Source organism: Rossellomorea aquimaris (assembly GCF_001877785.1).
In the GTDB taxonomy this organism is placed as follows: Bacteria; Bacillota; Bacilli; order Bacillales; family Bacillaceae_B; genus Rossellomorea; species Rossellomorea aquimaris_A.
Genome location: NZ_MINN01000085.1, coordinates 67,097 through 82,669, shown reverse-complemented (window position 1 = coordinate 82,669; position 15,573 = coordinate 67,097). Strand labels below are relative to the sequence as shown.

The 15,573-nt window shown below is 44.3% G+C and carries 17 protein-coding genes; 1 reads left to right on the top strand and 16 read right to left on the bottom strand.

Annotated elements, in window-relative coordinates; translation table 11 throughout:
- Positions 1 to 18: 18 nt before the first annotated feature.
- The 14 genes from accC to BHE18_RS10240 all read right to left on the bottom strand — a co-directional run bounded on the left by accC (position 19) and on the right by BHE18_RS10240 (position 10,634).
- The gene (accC, locus tag BHE18_RS10305; protein WP_071618492.1) at positions 19 to 1,371 is read right to left on the bottom strand and encodes an acetyl-CoA carboxylase biotin carboxylase subunit; all 1,353 of its coding nucleotides are present in this window, start codon (positions 1,369 to 1,371) and stop codon (positions 19 to 21) included.
- 15 nt (positions 1,372 to 1,386) lie between these two features.
- Complete coding sequence (accB, locus tag BHE18_RS10300) at positions 1,387 to 1,890, bottom strand: acetyl-CoA carboxylase biotin carboxyl carrier protein (protein ID WP_071618491.1); 504 nt, start codon at positions 1,888 to 1,890, stop codon at positions 1,387 to 1,389.
- A gap of 236 nt (positions 1,891 to 2,126) precedes the next feature.
- Positions 2,127 to 2,684 (bottom strand): SpoIIIAH-like family protein, encoded by a 558-nt coding sequence (locus BHE18_RS10295; protein WP_071618490.1) that lies wholly within the window; start codon positions 2,682 to 2,684, stop codon positions 2,127 to 2,129.
- A gap of 14 nt (positions 2,685 to 2,698) precedes the next feature.
- A complete protein-coding gene (spoIIIAG, locus tag BHE18_RS10290; RefSeq protein ID WP_071618489.1) occupies positions 2,699 to 3,349 on the bottom strand; it encodes a stage III sporulation protein AG in 651 nt (216 codons plus the stop codon).
- Positions 3,339 to 3,959 carry a stage III sporulation protein AF gene (gene spoIIIAF / locus BHE18_RS10285; RefSeq protein ID WP_071618488.1) on the bottom strand — a complete coding sequence of 207 codons (621 nt, stop codon included), beginning with the start codon at positions 3,957 to 3,959 and terminating at the stop codon, positions 3,339 to 3,341. The genes spoIIIAG and spoIIIAF overlap by 11 nt, the downstream gene beginning before the upstream one ends.
- A gap of 13 nt (positions 3,960 to 3,972) precedes the next feature.
- Positions 3,973 to 5,166, bottom strand: a complete 1,194-nt coding sequence (gene spoIIIAE, locus BHE18_RS10280) for a stage III sporulation protein AE (protein ID WP_071618487.1) — start codon at positions 5,164 to 5,166, stop codon at positions 3,973 to 3,975.
- Positions 5,167 to 5,191: 25 nt separating this feature from the next.
- Positions 5,192 to 5,584 carry a stage III sporulation protein AD gene (spoIIIAD, locus tag BHE18_RS10275; protein ID WP_098151200.1) on the bottom strand — a complete coding sequence of 131 codons (393 nt, stop codon included), beginning with the start codon at positions 5,582 to 5,584 and terminating at the stop codon, positions 5,192 to 5,194.
- Between the two features lie 14 nt (positions 5,585 to 5,598).
- Positions 5,599 to 5,805: a stage III sporulation protein AC gene (spoIIIAC, locus tag BHE18_RS10270; RefSeq protein ID WP_006838772.1), complete on the bottom strand. Its 207-nt coding sequence runs from the start codon at positions 5,803 to 5,805 to the stop codon at positions 5,599 to 5,601.
- 69 nt (positions 5,806 to 5,874) lie between these two features.
- Positions 5,875 to 6,390 carry a stage III sporulation protein SpoIIIAB gene (gene spoIIIAB / locus BHE18_RS10265; protein WP_071618485.1) on the bottom strand — a complete coding sequence of 172 codons (516 nt, stop codon included), beginning with the start codon at positions 6,388 to 6,390 and terminating at the stop codon, positions 5,875 to 5,877.
- Complete coding sequence (spoIIIAA, locus tag BHE18_RS10260; protein WP_071618484.1) at positions 6,391 to 7,314, bottom strand: stage III sporulation protein AA; 924 nt, start codon at positions 7,312 to 7,314, stop codon at positions 6,391 to 6,393.
- 556 nt (positions 7,315 to 7,870) lie between these two features.
- On the bottom strand, positions 7,871 to 8,428 hold the full coding sequence (efp, locus tag BHE18_RS10255; protein WP_071618483.1) for an elongation factor P: 558 nt from the start codon (positions 8,426 to 8,428) through the stop codon (positions 7,871 to 7,873).
- Between the two features lie 41 nt (positions 8,429 to 8,469).
- On the bottom strand, positions 8,470 to 9,534 hold the full coding sequence (locus tag BHE18_RS10250) for a M24 family metallopeptidase (protein ID WP_071618482.1): 1,065 nt from the start codon (positions 9,532 to 9,534) through the stop codon (positions 8,470 to 8,472).
- Positions 9,524 to 9,985 carry a type II 3-dehydroquinate dehydratase gene (aroQ, locus tag BHE18_RS10245; RefSeq protein WP_071618481.1) on the bottom strand — a complete coding sequence of 154 codons (462 nt, stop codon included), beginning with the start codon at positions 9,983 to 9,985 and terminating at the stop codon, positions 9,524 to 9,526. Before aroQ ends, BHE18_RS10250 begins: the two co-directional genes overlap by 11 nt.
- 91 nt (positions 9,986 to 10,076) lie before the next feature.
- Positions 10,077 to 10,634, bottom strand: a complete 558-nt coding sequence (locus BHE18_RS10240; protein ID WP_071618480.1) for a YqhR family membrane protein — start codon at positions 10,632 to 10,634, stop codon at positions 10,077 to 10,079.
- A 318-nt stretch (positions 10,635 to 10,952) separates the two neighbouring features.
- Between BHE18_RS10240 and BHE18_RS10235 the strand changes: the two genes are divergently transcribed.
- Positions 10,953 to 11,336, top strand: a complete 384-nt coding sequence (locus BHE18_RS10235) for an SA1362 family protein (RefSeq protein ID WP_235860314.1) — start codon at positions 10,953 to 10,955, stop codon at positions 11,334 to 11,336.
- A 20-nt stretch (positions 11,337 to 11,356) separates the two neighbouring features.
- On the opposite strand, the gene BHE18_RS10230 is transcribed toward BHE18_RS10235, so the two are convergent.
- Both BHE18_RS10230 and BHE18_RS10225 read right to left on the bottom strand, forming a co-directional pair.
- Positions 11,357 to 12,238, bottom strand: a complete 882-nt coding sequence (locus BHE18_RS10230) for a patatin-like phospholipase family protein (protein ID WP_071618478.1) — start codon at positions 12,236 to 12,238, stop codon at positions 11,357 to 11,359.
- Positions 12,239 to 12,777: 539 nt separating this feature from the next.
- Complete coding sequence (locus BHE18_RS10225; RefSeq protein ID WP_071618477.1) at positions 12,778 to 15,342, bottom strand: vitamin B12-dependent ribonucleotide reductase; 2,565 nt, start codon at positions 15,340 to 15,342, stop codon at positions 12,778 to 12,780.
- Positions 15,343 to 15,573: the final 231 nt, after the last annotated feature.

Genomic DNA, 15,573 nt, shown 5'->3' with positions numbered 1-15,573 from the left:
GCACCTCCTGAATTCACACTAGGATTTCATTACTTCATATTTTTCCAAGAACTTTGTATTGAATTCCCCACCTACAAAAGTTTCATGTTCTAATAACTTCAAATGGAACGGGATGGTCGTATGCACCCCTTCTACAACAAATTCACTAAGAGCACGTCTCATACGGGCAATTGCTTCTTCACGAGTCGCTCCATAAGTGATGACCTTCGCAATCATACTATCATAGTAAGGAGGGATCATATAACCAGGATATGCAGCAGAATCCACTCTTACGCCAAGTCCGCCGGGAGGAAGATACATTTCTATCCTTCCTGCTGAGGGCATGAAATTCTTTTCTGGATTTTCTGCATTGATCCGGCACTCCATCGCCCATCCGTTGAATGTGACTTCGTCCTGTGTTAGGGAAAGCCTTTCACCCGAAGCCACTTTGATCTGTTCCTTGATCAGATCAACCCCGGTAACCTGTTCAGTGACAGGATGTTCCACCTGGATGCGGGTATTCATCTCCATGAAATAATATGACTGATTGTTGTAGTCATATATAAATTCTACCGTGCCTGCCCCTGTATAATCAACCGCTTTTGCCGCTTTTACTGCGGCCTCCCCCATTTGGGCACGGATTTCTTTATTCAACGCAGGTGAAGGTGTTTCTTCGATCAGTTTTTGAAGACGGCGCTGTATCGTACAGTCACGTTCTCCAAGGTGGATCACGTTACCGAAGTTATCGGCAAGCACCTGGATTTCCACGTGCCTGAAATCTTCGATGAATTTTTCAATATAGACACCCGGATTTCCAAAAGCCGTCATGGCTTCCTGCTGGGTGATATTAACACCCTTCACAAGCTCTTCCTCTGTCTTCGCAACACGGATCCCCTTACCGCCGCCTCCTGCAGTGGCTTTGATGATAACAGGGTATCCCATTGAGTCAGCCAGTCTTACGGCTTCATCCGCATCTTTCACAATCCCTTTTGAACCAGGTACGATCGGAACCCCCGCTTCCCGCATCGTTTCGCGTGCAACGTCTTTTGTCCCCATTTTTGAAATGGCTTCAGGCGAAGGCCCGATGAATGTAATATTGCACTCGCGGCACAGCTCTGCAAAATCTGAGTTCTCTGCAAGGAAGCCGTATCCAGGATGGATCCCCTCACAACCAGTCAGTTTCGCCACTGAAATTATATTCGTAAAATTCAGGTAGCTGTCCTTTGAAGCAGTCGGTCCAATGCAGTATGCTTCATCGGCAAGCTGTACGTGCAAGGCTTCTTTATCCGCTTCGGAATAAACAGCCACACTCTCTATATTCAATTCACGGCAGGCACGTATGATCCTTACCGCTATTTCTCCTCTATTGGCAACCAATACCTTGTTTATCATAAAGTTTATCGCTCCTTATTCAGGTTTGACTAAGAATAACGGCTGTCCATATTCAACTAGTTGACCGTCTTTCACTAAGATTTCAACAATTTCACCTTTTACTTCGGCTTCAATCTCGTTGAACAGCTTCATCGCTTCAACGATGCAGACAACAGAGCTGTCATCCACTTTTGATCCTGCTTTCACATATGCATCGGCTTCAGGTGAAGAAGATGCATAGAACGTCCCTACCATTGGAGACGTGATTTTATGTAGGTTTGCATCATCCGCATTTGCTGCTTCTGACTTCTTCTCTTCTGCAGGCGCAGGCGCCGCTTCTGTTTGAACAGGGGCAGGTGCTTGCTGTACCGCCTGCTGAGCAGGCTGACTCACTTCTGCCTGGACGATCCCGGCTCCTTGTACAGAACCGGTGTTTTTCTTCAGTTCGATTTTTGAACCTTCATGCTCATATGAAAACTCGTCCACGCTGGAATTATCGACAAGCTTTATTATTTCACGGATTTCTTGAATTTTTAACACTTTGGACACCCCTCTTATAGTTTAAAAGATTATGACTAGCTACTAATATCATACGATAATACCTCGTATAAATTCAATATGTGTTTCGAGCTATTCTATAAAGCGCATACATGCTCCCCTGTTATTTTATCTCTTTTTTTCAAAAAAATAAAATAATAGGGGCATTATTTTGTCAAAAGGTGCCTGGCGGCAGAAAAAAAGGACGATCCATTCATCAGGATCGTCCTTTTTGGTTATTAATTTGTTGGCTGGAATTCCACTGCCACAGGTTTTACGTTCCCTACTTCGCTCATGACGAGGCGGATGATTTCGTTGGCATTTGCCTTTGTATGTTCTTTATCTGTTTTGACGGTGATGCGGATGCTGTCTCCATTCGCTCTGACAAGCGCGTCGTCGTAGCCGATCGTCTTGATGGTTGTTTCCAGTACTGATTCAGTCATGGCCAGTTCGCGGAGATTTTCCATTTGTTCATAGGCTGCACTCTTCTCTTCAGCTGATAATTCAGGATCGCCGACCTTCGCTTCAAGCTCTTCACGGAGCTGGGCACGCTGATCTTCAACTTCCATTCTCATCGCTTCGAACATTTCGTTGCCGGCAGAGTCTGTGATGACTTCCACATCACCATTCGCAGACGTTTCTTTATTCACTCCGTCTGCCGCTTTTTTGCCGCTTTCATTCTGTTCCGCAGCCATGTCCGTCACCTGCTGGGTAGGTGAAGTGATATAATAAACGGATAGGACGATCACAAGACTCAACATCGTTAAAAGCCATACAGTTTGTTTTTTTAATAACATCTATTATTTCCCCCTTAATCTTTAGGTTGGACCGATACCCTGTGAACCGGGACATCCAGAACGCGGGTAACAGCTTCCAATATCATTTTTTTGATTTGTATGTTATCGGCTCCCTTTGCTACCACAAGGACGCCGCTGACTTTTGGTTTTCTCGTTTCACTGATGACCGGGACTTCTTTTTCCCCGTCCTGGATCACGACCATCTGTTCTTCGCTTGATTTTTCTTCTATCGATCGTTTCCCGCCCTCTTTGTCTTCCTCATTCGTATGCTGTGACTGCTTGTTTTCATTTTTTTCGTACACTTTCTGTTCAGAGGATTCAACATTGACTACGACTAGGGCTTCGCTGACCCCGGTGATTTGATCGAGTGCCTCTTTCAGCTGGTTTTCATATTGGTCTTCATAGCTCCGCATCGATGAATCGTCCTTGTGATTCTTGCCGAATGCAGGTACGTTTTCTTCCCCTTCTTCCTGGACGGTCTTGTCTACCGCAATGCTGGGTTCTTTCTTCCACAGATCACTGACCAGCATGAAGGCGACCCCGAGAAGCAGGACAATCAGAAAGTACTGAAATTTTTTCCCTTTTTTGTTTTCCGGAGGTGTTTGCGCATTTTCTTTTGACAGCCATTCTTTAATCAGATTTATGGGTCCTTTGCTAAAGTTCATTGCTGCTTTCAGTCCCCCCTTCGGCTATGATTATTTTTTCGGGTGAAAGGTTCCACTTTTCTGCTAGTAAGGAGGTCACCAGGGACATATTCTCAACTGTCTTCTCCGCTTTCGTCTTTTCTCCCGTATCGATCTCCACATTCCGGACGGCTTCGATGGCATGTTCTTCTTCTTTTTCTGAGAGATAGACCGTCACTTCCGTGATGCTGTCTGGGATGTTATCCAAATCAGATGCAGCAATATTCACCTTCTCAATGACTTTTCCGCTCTTCTCCATCAACTCCTTTTCTGCTTCTTGTTTCATTTGGACAGCCACCTGTTCTAAAATATATGCACGTTGTGAGGCTTGTATTTCTTTTTTCTTCATTTCTATTAAATTTTCTACGGAATTATTTTGATATGCTCCGTTAACCCTGAACGATTCTATGATGGTATCAGCATCGGAGGTGAGAAGTTTCAGTAATGGTGTGAGTATGATCGTGATCAATAATAATCCGGTTACGATCTTGACGTATTTCTGCATACTTGAGCTTGGAAGAAGCATATCAATGACGGTTGCCAACAAGACGAATACGATTATATTGGTGATCCATTCAGTCAGGAATGACATCTGTGCTCCTCCTTCATCGAACCATCATGGTTATGTTTCCGGCTGCAATGATGACGGTAATGCTCAAGAAGAACATGAACGAGACTATGGCAAGCGCTGCAAATACATAGATGACACTTTTGGCGATCGTATCGAGACAATCGATGACCGGACCGCCTCCGAGCGGCTGGAGAAGGGCAGCTGCCAGTTTATAAATAAAGGCGATCATCAGGATTTTTATGGCAGGGAACGCAGCGATGATCAGGACGATGGCCACTCCCGCGATACCGACTGTATTCTTCAAGAGAACAGAGGCGCTTATGACGGTATCGGCGGCATCCGTGAACATCCTTCCGATGACAGGGACAAAGTTGCCGGTAATGAATTTAGCGGTGCGGATCGTGATGCCATCGGTGACGGCGGCGGTCGCACCCTGCACAGAGATGACACCGAGGAATACCGTCATGAAGACTCCAAGCAGCCCGATGCTCCAAGTACGCAGTAAATGGGCAAGCTGGGTCACTTTATAATGAGGGGACAGGGTGCTGACAATGCTCAACAATGCGGACAGGAATAAGAGCGGCAGTACGACATTCTGTATCAGCAGGCCGCTTGTGTTCATCAAAAAAAGAATGACCGGATGAAAGAATGCAGCTGATACAACCCCTCCGGAGGCTGCAATCAACGCCAGCAGCAGAGGGATGAGTGCGATGATGAAATTGATCATGGTGGATATCGCTTCCTGGGTATAATCGATTGCAACGTGAAAGCTGTTCAAGGCGATGATGATCAGCACCATGAAGATGATACCGTATGCGACTTTACTTACATTCCCGCCTTCAAAGGCGTTTTGAAGCGATTGGAGGAACATGCTTAAGATCGTTAGCAGAATCAAGGTCCCCAACAGCTTTCCATTCATCACCAGCTCTTGGAACGCAAACTTCAGAACCCCGCTGAACCAGGCTTTTAATGAAAATTCCTTCTCCCCCTTAATGAAGTCCATCAGGCTCCCTTTTTGACTCTCAGGGAGATATCCGCCATATTGATCCACGATGCTTGTCCAAAAGCTTTTCAGTTCGTCTATGCCCAGATCATCCAGCTGCTGGGTCACGACCCCTTCCTGAAAACCGGGATTCTCCTCTTCACTGCTGCCTTCAGCGTGTACGGCGTAAGGACCCAGGATGAATAAAAACAATGCGATGACGAGTATTCGATAGTATTGCTGCAATTTTTTCCACCTCTTTCATCTTCAATCATCCAGTCGGAATCATGTTGATGATCGTTTCTATGATCACTGTCAGGATCGGTACTGCCATGGCCAGGATCAATATCTTGCCTGCGAGTTCCACCTTGGCAGCGATCGCGCCCTGGCCTGCATCTTTTGTAATATGGGAAGCAAATTCAGCTATGTAAGCGATGCCGATGATTTTCAGGATCGTTTCAACATAGACAAGGTTCACGTTGGCATTCGCCGCAAGCTTCTCAAGCATATGGATGATGGTATAAATCTGGTCGATCAGGAAAAGGAATATAGAACAGCCGACGAATACGATGAGTAAAAACGCAAAGTTAGGCTTTTGTTCTTTTACAATCAGTGCAAGAAAGGTGGATACAAGTGCGATACCGACGATTTGAATGATCTCAATCGGAGACTCCCCCTTTACCCTTGAAATAGAAAGACCGATTTTATTTTCTGGAATAAGTCATCCACGATGGAAGCAACCATAAACAGAATATAGATAAACCCAAAAAGCGTGACCCATTGTGCGTATTCTTTTTTTCCCACTTGGTCTAAGATGGTGTGCAAGAAGGCGACGACAATTCCCACCCCTGCTATTTTAAATATGATATCGACATCGATTCCCATAATTTCCCCTCCTGGTTTTCTTTTTCGCACATTGTGGGCTGCATCCCGGCCTGTCGCCTGCGGTCATAATTAAAGCAAAAGGATGATCAGAAGAAGTCCTGATAAAAATCCCAGGCTTTTTGTCATTTTTTCATATTTCCTCTGTCTATCCACCGCTTCGGTCTCTTCTCTTTCCAAATGTTTCAATGCCAGATGGATATGTTTCTGCTGAGTGATTAAATCATGTTTACCAAGGTTTTCCCCGAACTGCTTCATAATTTCATATTCACCCGTTTTGAAAGCCGTCAATTTCCATACTTCATCCAGGCTGTCTTCCCAGGCTTTTTTGACTGATATTTCTTGTGCGGTCAATTTTTTTGAGAAACCTTCGAAAAACCATGAAACCGGCTTTTGAAGCTGTTTGGATATTTTCCTGGCCGCTTCATGGAGAGGGGTATGGCTGTAGGTAATTTCCGCCTCAAGAGACTGAAGGGCAACCTTAAGAAGTCTAAGCTGCCTTGGCCTTTCAGTCAGATACTTGGATACTTCAAAACCTGCCCACGAAGTAGAGAGAAGAATAAAGACTGCTCCTATAACTTTTATCATTTATGTCACACTCACTTTATTCAAAAGAGATTCTCCATGCTCATTCAACACTTTGGATACTTGTCCAGGCTCTGTTCCTCTATGAAGCTCGATGAATCTTTCAATACTCTGCATTTCGATAATTTCCTTGATGACCGGTCTTTTTTTGACCTCTTCAAAAGAAGCTCCATGGATGGTCATCATTAATGTGATGCCTGCATTCACTGCTTCCTGTATGGCCAGACCGTCTTCCGCGCGGCCAATTTCATCTACGATCAGGACATCCGGACTCATAGAACGGATGAGCATCATCATTCCTTCTGCTTTTGGGCATGCATCGAGGACATCCACTCTGGGACCGAACAAAAGCTGCGGCACCCCGTTCACACAACCCGCTATTTCGGAACGCTCATCCACGATCCCCACTTTATATGGGGGGATGTTTTTATCAGGTGCACCTGTTGAAATGATGCGCGCAAGATCCCTCAACAGCGTGGTTTTCCCTGTTTGCGGCGAACCTATGATCATCGTTTGCTTCCAGCCGGAGTTATAGACGAATGGGAGCAGCTGATCTGCGATCCCGATTTTCTGCCTGGCAATCCGAATATTAAAGGAAGACAGATGACGAATCCCTTTTACGGCTCCGCCTTCTAAAATGACTTTTCCGGCAAGCCCCACACGGTGTCCTCCATCTATTGTGATGTAACCTCTCTTGAGTTCTTCCTCGAGAGTATAAAACGAATGCTGTGAAAGTTTATTGATCAGCTGTTCAGAGTCTTCAGGGGTGACGTTGTAAGGAAGAAAGCATGGTTTACCCCTTGCCGTGACTTCCAATATTCTGTTTGTACGGACTCTGATTTCTTCGGCTGTATCCAGAACGTCTTGTGGAAGGGACAGGATTTTTTCGGAAATTGTACTGGGTAGCAGGGCTAGAACTTCTTGCATGGAAGGACCTCCTCATCTTTTTCCACAGGGCTTTTCCGCTGACTTCTTCCATACCGGCGTACAAGCCCCCAGATAATACAATGTATTCTTTGAAAGTAAGAATATGACTGCTCCTTGATGGAATAGCGATTGTGAAGTGTATTGAGAAGAGTCAGGTTTAGTTTAAATTGGTGGATTGAAGCTATTTGCAGGGGTAGATTAGTTAAATTTGCGGATCGGTGCTTTTTCAAAGGACCCGTATAGAGTGAAATAGGGGATAGGAGCAGGTTAATTGGAATTGAAATGAAAATCTTTTAATTTCCACCCTTATTCTTCGAATTTTCCCAATTATCCTTTCAATTCTGCGGTTAATTCCATCACTTACCAATATTAACCACTAAACTACAGAAAAAGCATGGCTGCACACCTTGCTTTTTTCAAAACAAAAGACTAAATTATGACTTGGAATTAAAAGGCACGGTCATCGCTGCACTAAAGTATTAATGATCAAAAAACAGAAAAAAGCCTGAACAGAGTTTGATCTGTTCAGGCTTTTGGTTTGGTATCACATATTACATCAGCCGCGGGAAACGTATGTGCCGTCAGTTGTATTGACGACGAGTGTATCCCCTTCGTTTACGAAGAACGGTACGTTTACGACTAATCCTGTTTCGACTGTAGCAGGTTTAGATCCGCCGGAAGCTGTATCTCCTTTAATTCCAGGTTCTGTTTCCGTTACTGTCAGTACAACTGTATTCGGAAGCTCGACCCCCAGTGTCTCACCTTCATACATCATGATTTGAACTTCCATGTTTTCTTTCAGGAATTTCAATTCATATTCAATGGAAGCTGCCGGTAATTCGATTTGCTCGTAGCTTTCATTATCCATGAACACGTGCATATCGCCATTGGCATACAAATACTGCATCCTGCGGTTGTCGATTTGTGCTTTTGCCACTTTTTCACCTGCACGGAAAGTCTTTTCCTGCACGGCACCTGTACGCAGGTTGCGAAGTTTTGAGCGTACGAATGCCGCTCCTTTTCCCGGTTTAACATGTTGGAAATCCATAACTCTCCAAATTCCGTTATCCACTTCGATGGTCAACCCTGTACGAAAATCATTTACTGAAATCATGTTTGTTCCTCCTATTGTCATTCAGGCCTTTTAAGCAAGGACTAAAATGGTAGAATGATTAGATCTTTAGTTGAATGTGTCAATGTCTCATTGGAATCCTCAGTGATCAGTGTATCATCTTCGATGCGGACACCGCCGACCCCGGGAACATACACTCCCGGTTCCACTGTTACGATCATACCAGGCTCGAGTACGGTTTCTGAACGTGAAGACAGTCCAGGTCCCTCATGAACCTCAAGACCGATTCCATGCCCAAGGGAATGCCCGAAGCACTCACCGTATCCTTTTTCCGTTATGTAATCGCGTGCAATCGCATCTGCTTCTTTCCCTGTCATGCCCGGCTTGATTTTTTCCATGGCCAGAAGCTGGGATTGAAGGACGACATCATAAATCTCCTTCAGTTTTTCACTCGGTTCACCTACTGCCAGGGTCCGCGTCATGTCAGAACAATATCCTTTATAGTATGCACCATAATCCAATGTAACAAAATCACCTTTTTCAATGACTTTATCACTTGCCACTCCATGAGGCAGTGCGGAGCGGTTCCCTGATGCCACTATGATATCAAAAGATGAAGAAGCGGCTCCCGCTTTCCTCATGAAAAATTCCAATTCATTAGACACTTCCAGTTCTGTAACGCCCGGTTTGATAAAATCCAATATGTGTTTGAATGCCGCATCCGCTATGTCAGCCGCATCCTTAATTATCTTAAGCTCTTCAGGTGTCTTAATCAAGCGTAACTTTTCAATCGTATCAGCTACAGGGACGAGTTCTGCTTCGAGTACCTTCTGATAACTCTGAAACGCACTGTATGTCATATAATTTTTTTCAAAACCGAGTTTTTTAATACCCAATTTTCCTGCTTGTTTTGCAACTTCTTCCTGAATAGGGCCGGTGTGCTGGACAATTTCATAATCAGCAGCCTGTTCTGCCGCCTGCTCGGTATATCGGAAATCCGTGATAAACAAAGCCTTATCATGGGATAATAATACAACACCTGAAGATCCCGTGAAGTTCGTCATATAACGACGGTTGTATGGACTCGTAATCAGCATCCCGTCTATACCGCTTTCAGAAAATGTATTGCGTAATCGATCAATTTTCATCCCCTTGCACTCTCCCTTTTATGTATTGAATAATTGCCTCCAAGGCCAGTTCATACCCATGCAGTCCCAGTCCGACGATCTGCCCTATTGTTTCAGCTGCAATGACGGAATGATGTCTGAAACTTTCACGCTGATGGATATTTGAAATGTGGACTTCAATGACAGGTATCGAAACAGAAGCCACACCATCTCTCAAAGCATATGAATAATGCGTAAAGGCACCCGGATTCAAAATGATACCGGCAATCCCTTCATCCTCAGCTTCATGAATATAATCAATCATTTCCCCTTCATGGTTCGATTGAGCGGAAAGTAACTGCCAGCCTTTTTCCTCTGCTTTTTCCTTCAGTTTCGTTTCCAGTTCCTGAAGTGTGGTGTGACCATAGATTTCGGGTTCCCTCTTTCCTAACCGGTTTAGGTTAGGTCCGTTTAATAATAAGATTTTTTTCATAGATAACCCCTAAAAAAAAGAATGTTCAACATGAACATTCTAACATAAACCTATTCCATCTACCTACTAAATTATCTGATAATATAAGACGTTAACGAGCCATCTCCCCTGACTTTTCCTTTTGTTCCTCATGTCTCAGCTCATTCTCCTCATATGAAATCGAATATCCGATAAAGACCCCGTAAAGGATATAGATACAAAGAGACGTGATCAATGTATGATAATCGATTGCAGTAAACGACTTTATACTTGGGAATAGAGGTTTCAAAAGCAGGAATACGGTAAAAAAGAGCACAATCCCATAACCGGCTCCCACCCACATCGACTTAAACTTCCTGAGGACACCATAATAGACGAGCGCGACACCTATGGAAATGATCCCGTAGGCCACTATGGACAGTATGATCCCTATCCATCGTTCCCTCCAATCACCAGCCGCCCAGGGTTCAAAGATAATATTAGGTTCGAGCTTGGTAAAGGAAAAATAATAACAGAGATATGCCATTGAACTCCATATTAGCCCGCCGATAAACCCGGTCAAAATGACCATTCCTAAGAACGACATCGGCTTTTCACTTTGATTTTGTTCCAATGCGGGATTAGTTTGATCACCTTTCACTTTTGCAGCAACGTTTTTTTGTTCGGACATCCAGAACACCTCCGCTCATAGTATGTCCCATTCCTACAAACATTTGCATATAATTCCTTTCAATCTGATTTCATCTTTTTCGATTTCACAGTCTGGCTCTTTTTGAGAATTTTTAGTAAAATAAATGATAAGGATCATTTCTCATCTCACGGAAAAAGGTCGAACTTTCTAAGGTTTAGTAAGCGGTGATTACGTGAATATGTATACTATTACACTAAAAACCCTCACATGAAAATCTACCCAAATTGACGATTAAAATGAATAAACATTGTCTAAAATACTAATATAAAGGATTAAGAACGATTGAATCATAAGGAGGTGGCTTTGTTGAACGCTCGCAATATCCTGGTATTCACCTTATTATTTTTAGCGATTTTAGGTTTGGGCTCATGGCTGATCGAAAATCCCCTGGGACTTCTCCGAAACATCCTGGTCACTGCAGCCGTCATCGGAATCATTTACTTTATTTACCGAAGATGGTTCAGTAAGAGACGCGGCGCAGGCAGCACTGAACAAAGAGCGTTTCTTAAAGCAGCCAAACAATCGAAAAAGCGATTAAAGAAAAAATCGACTACCGCTAAGTCCCATAGACCGACTGTTTCTCAGCTGTCTAAAAAACGTTCCCATCGAAAAAAATCCAGTGCGAACTTAACGGTCATTGAAGGAAAAAAGAATAAAAAAAACAATCGGGCATCTTTCTAAATCGATGCCCGATTGTTTTTTTAAAAGGTCCATTGCTTCAGGAAAAGCTCCCCTTGATACTTACCCGCTTCAAATAATTCAGTTTTTCCTTCATTTGATAATTCAAATTCCGTCGTCTGCACACCATCTGTCGGGATGAATATGATATTCTTTTCATGCTTCCTTGAAATATACCGTGAATCATGTGCATCTTTCATCGTGTGGAAAAGAGCACCGTACAGTTCGATGGCATTATTGATTTTTTTCTTTGGGCGCTGAAGGTAGTTATGACTCAGTTTCACACCTATGACAGGGCGGGGCTTTTTTATATTCTCCCTGTCAAACAGCCACATTGGAAAATTACTGAGAACACCCCCGTCCACCAGTAAACTGGTGCCTTCAAGAGACCGCAGCTTTACAGGTTCAAAAAAGTACGGCAGACTCGCGCTCATCCTGACTGCTCTCGCAACTGGGAAAGTCTGCGGGGCAATCCCGTATTTCTCAAGGTCATCAGGCAATACCAGCAGCCGCCCATTGGATAAATCAGAAGCGATGACCCTGAGCGATTTTTCCGGCAGATCTGCGAATGTATACACTCCTCTTGCCTTAAGCTTCTGTTCAATCCAGTCTTCAAGAGCGGCTCCCTTATATAATCCGAGCCGGTAATAGATCCTGAACCACTTGATGAAAGGCAAGGAAATGAGTGCATTCGAATCCAATAATTTCTTAATATCCATCTCTTCCATTATATTTTTCATCTCTGTGCTCTTATATCCTGCTGCTATAAAAGCGGCAATGATCGCACCAGCACTGGTACCAGCCACTCTCTTTAGCTGCAGCCCTCTCTCTTCGATTGCCTGGCAGGCACCTATCAAGGCGAGCCCTTTAACCCCTCCGCCGGAAAAAACCCCATCTATTTCCATAGGCGCCCCTCCTTCAAAGCTGTATATATTATATCTTTAGGTGAGGAATGCGCCATTTAGAACCTTTTAATGCTGCAGGGGATTGGTTCTAAGTGCAATTAAAGAGAGATGGGTAAAACATGAGACAAAACCACTGTCTATAGACGAATAATTTAGAGTAGTCTTTATAAACCGCTTATGATTTACGTGCAAGACTTCGCTTTCCGCGGGCCCGTGAGGCTCCTCGGCAAGCCTGTGGGAAGAAAAGCGGAGGGGCTTTGGTAAGAGCGGTTGGCATAAGGCGAATCGCCCACGAAGGTGCTCTTTGCCTTCTTGGGCGAGTTGACTTATGACATGTGCCTCTAAGCCCCGCAGCTAGACAAGTCTCACATAAGCTACTCTTTCTTCGTCTTGCAATCCAATCAATCGTAAGAAAGAGCTGAAGTCATAGGGTGCTTCCATACAAAAAACCCGAAGCTGATTTGCCATTTAGAAGGCGAATTAGTTCGGGTTTTACTTAAGCTAAGACTCTTTTGTCCCAGCCCCTTTATATTATATTCTTACAGGCCGCATTTCAGTTGTGCGCCGCAATTGGTACAGGTGTTGCAGCCGCCCATGTCCTTGACGGTACCTTTCCTGCATACCGGACATGTATTTCCGACTTCAGAACCGATCGTCACGTCCGTCGAGCGCACATCCTGGATGGTATCCAGCAGCACAATCGGCTTGTTTTCCGTTTTCACTTCTTCTTGTACTTCTTCTTCGTCAAAGCTGTTTTCTTCCGCTTTCAACGTTAGTACCTGCGAGTCACGGCTTCCGTCAACGTATACTGTACCGCCTTTTGCACCGCCTTTGTACAGTCTTTCATACACTTTCTGTACTTCTTCAACTGTATATCCTCTTGGGGCATTAACCGTTTTGGAAATGGAGCTGTCGATCCAATTCTGAATGACGCACTGAACATCGGCATGCGCTTCCGGGGCAAGATTCATGGAAGAAATGAACCAATCCGGGAGGTCATTTACATCGGCTTCAGGGTTGCGTTTCAAATAATCTTGCACGATATCCGCTTTCACTTCAATGAATTTACCAAGGCGTCCGCTTCTGTAATACGTGAAGGAGAAGTACGGCTCAAGTCCCGTCGATACCCCAACCATCGTTCCGGTCGAACCCGTAGGGGCAACCGTCAATAAATGTGAGTTTCGGATACCGTGCGCAATGATATTTTCCCGTACATCCTCAGGCATCTTTTTCATGAAGCCTGTATTGATGAATGCGTTTCTCAGCCTTTTGGTCTCTTCTTCCGTTTCACCTGTCAGGAACGGGAAGCTTCCTTTCTCTTTAGAAAGTTCCACCGACGCTCTGTAAGCAGTCGTCGCGATGACCTCAAATACTTCATCAACAAGTTTGTTTCCTTCTTCTGATCCATATTCTTTTTCACAGTATATGAGAAGGTCGGCAAGACCCATGACACCAAGGCCGACACGGCGTTCACCGAGTGCCTGCTCCTTATTTTCTTCAAGGAAGTAAGGCGTTGCATCGATGACGTTATCCTGCATGCGCACGCCGACTTCAACGGTTTGCTTCAATTTTTCAAAATCCACTTTCTTAGTATCCTTGTCTGCGAATCGGGCCAAATTGACGGCTGCGAGGTTGCAGACTGAAAATGGTGCGAGGGGTTGTTCTCCACATGGATTTGTTGCGACAACCTTCTGACCGTATGCTTTGGCGTTGGTCATATCGTTTGCATTATCGATAAAGAAGATTCCCGGTTCTGCAGAGTATGTTGCACATACATTGATCAGGTTCCAAAGTTCTTTGGCCTTGATTTTTTTGTATGTCCTCAGCTTGTATCCAAGCTTTTCCCATTCGCGGACATCCCCGACTTCATGCCAATTTTCGTTATAGTACTTCATTTGATCGCCATCATAGCTCTCTACATCAGGGAATCGCAGGTCATATTCTTCGTCTTTATCGACCGCATCCATGAAATCACTTGTCAGGCAGACAGAGATGTTGGCGCCTGTCAGGAATTCCGGGTTGTGTACACTGTATGTACCGCCTGTCCGGAGCTTTTCCTCGGCATTCTTGATGATCTTCTCATTGAAGCCTCCATAGCCCGGAATCTGTTTGTAGTTGATGATTCCCTGATACATCGCCTCTTCCTGCTCTGTAAGGGGAGTGAATTTCAATTTATCTTCTGCAGCCTTCTTAATATTCTCATCTTCTGTATTTTCAAGCAGATAGCGCAGGATACGCGGATTCTGCATTTTAGAAATGATGAATTCGATGATGTCAGGGTGCCAATCTGATAGCATGATCATTTGAGCCCCGCGTCTTGATCCGCCCTGCTCGACCAAGTGGGTCAGTTTCGCGATATCATCCAGCCAGGATACAGATCCCGAGGATTTACCATTGACTCCTTTTGCCAGCGTGTTTCGCGGCCTTAAAGTCGATCCGTTCGTTCCGACCCCGCCTCCGCGGCTCATGATTTCCATGACCTGCTTGCGATGCTCTGAGATCCCTTCGCGTGAATCCTGCACGAACGGCATCACATAACAGTTGAAATAGGTTACGTCGGTCTCTGCACCAGCCCCGTACAGGACACGTCCAGCCGGTACGAAATGCAGATTTACAAGTTCATGATAGAACTTTTCAAACCACTCCTGTTTCTTATCAGGAGTTTTTTCTACTTCTGCCAAACCTGTTGCGTTACGCTTTGCAATTTGTTCATAGTAGACTTCGAGTGGTTTTTCAATGACATCGAGAGTGCGTGTCACTACGCCTGTTTCGATTTCATGCTGTTTATCGATTGCGCTTCTGTATTCCTCTTCGATCCAGACATCCGCTTTTTTGTTTTCCCAGTCAACGGCTGTAATATAGCCAAGGCCCCTTGCCGGGAATTTCGGGTCTTCTTTGATTGTCAGTACGACAAAATCGCCTTCCGAGAGAGTGATCTTTTCAGTATCTTTGAAAGAATAGCGGTCAATCATTACCAAGCGGGATACACCTTTGTGTGTGGTTTTCATATCCGGGGTGACAGGATGCACTTGAGGAAACAATCCGATATCCTGATTCAGTCTTTCCTTGTTCAATTTCATCGTGTTTTTCGACGCAACAGTCAATATAGACAGCTCCTTCTACCATAAATGTTTCTTTTATTTTGTTTTAGCTTGTTTTCTATTTGCACTTAATACGTTATCACATGCTTATTTTAAAATCAATAAATAAACACAATATATGGTGTATAATATATTTTTCGACACACCATATATTGTGTTGCGGGCAGAAAATTATTTTTTTGTCAAACTTCTAAAAAGCAGGAAATAATAGAAAAACGCAGAATCCCATAGATA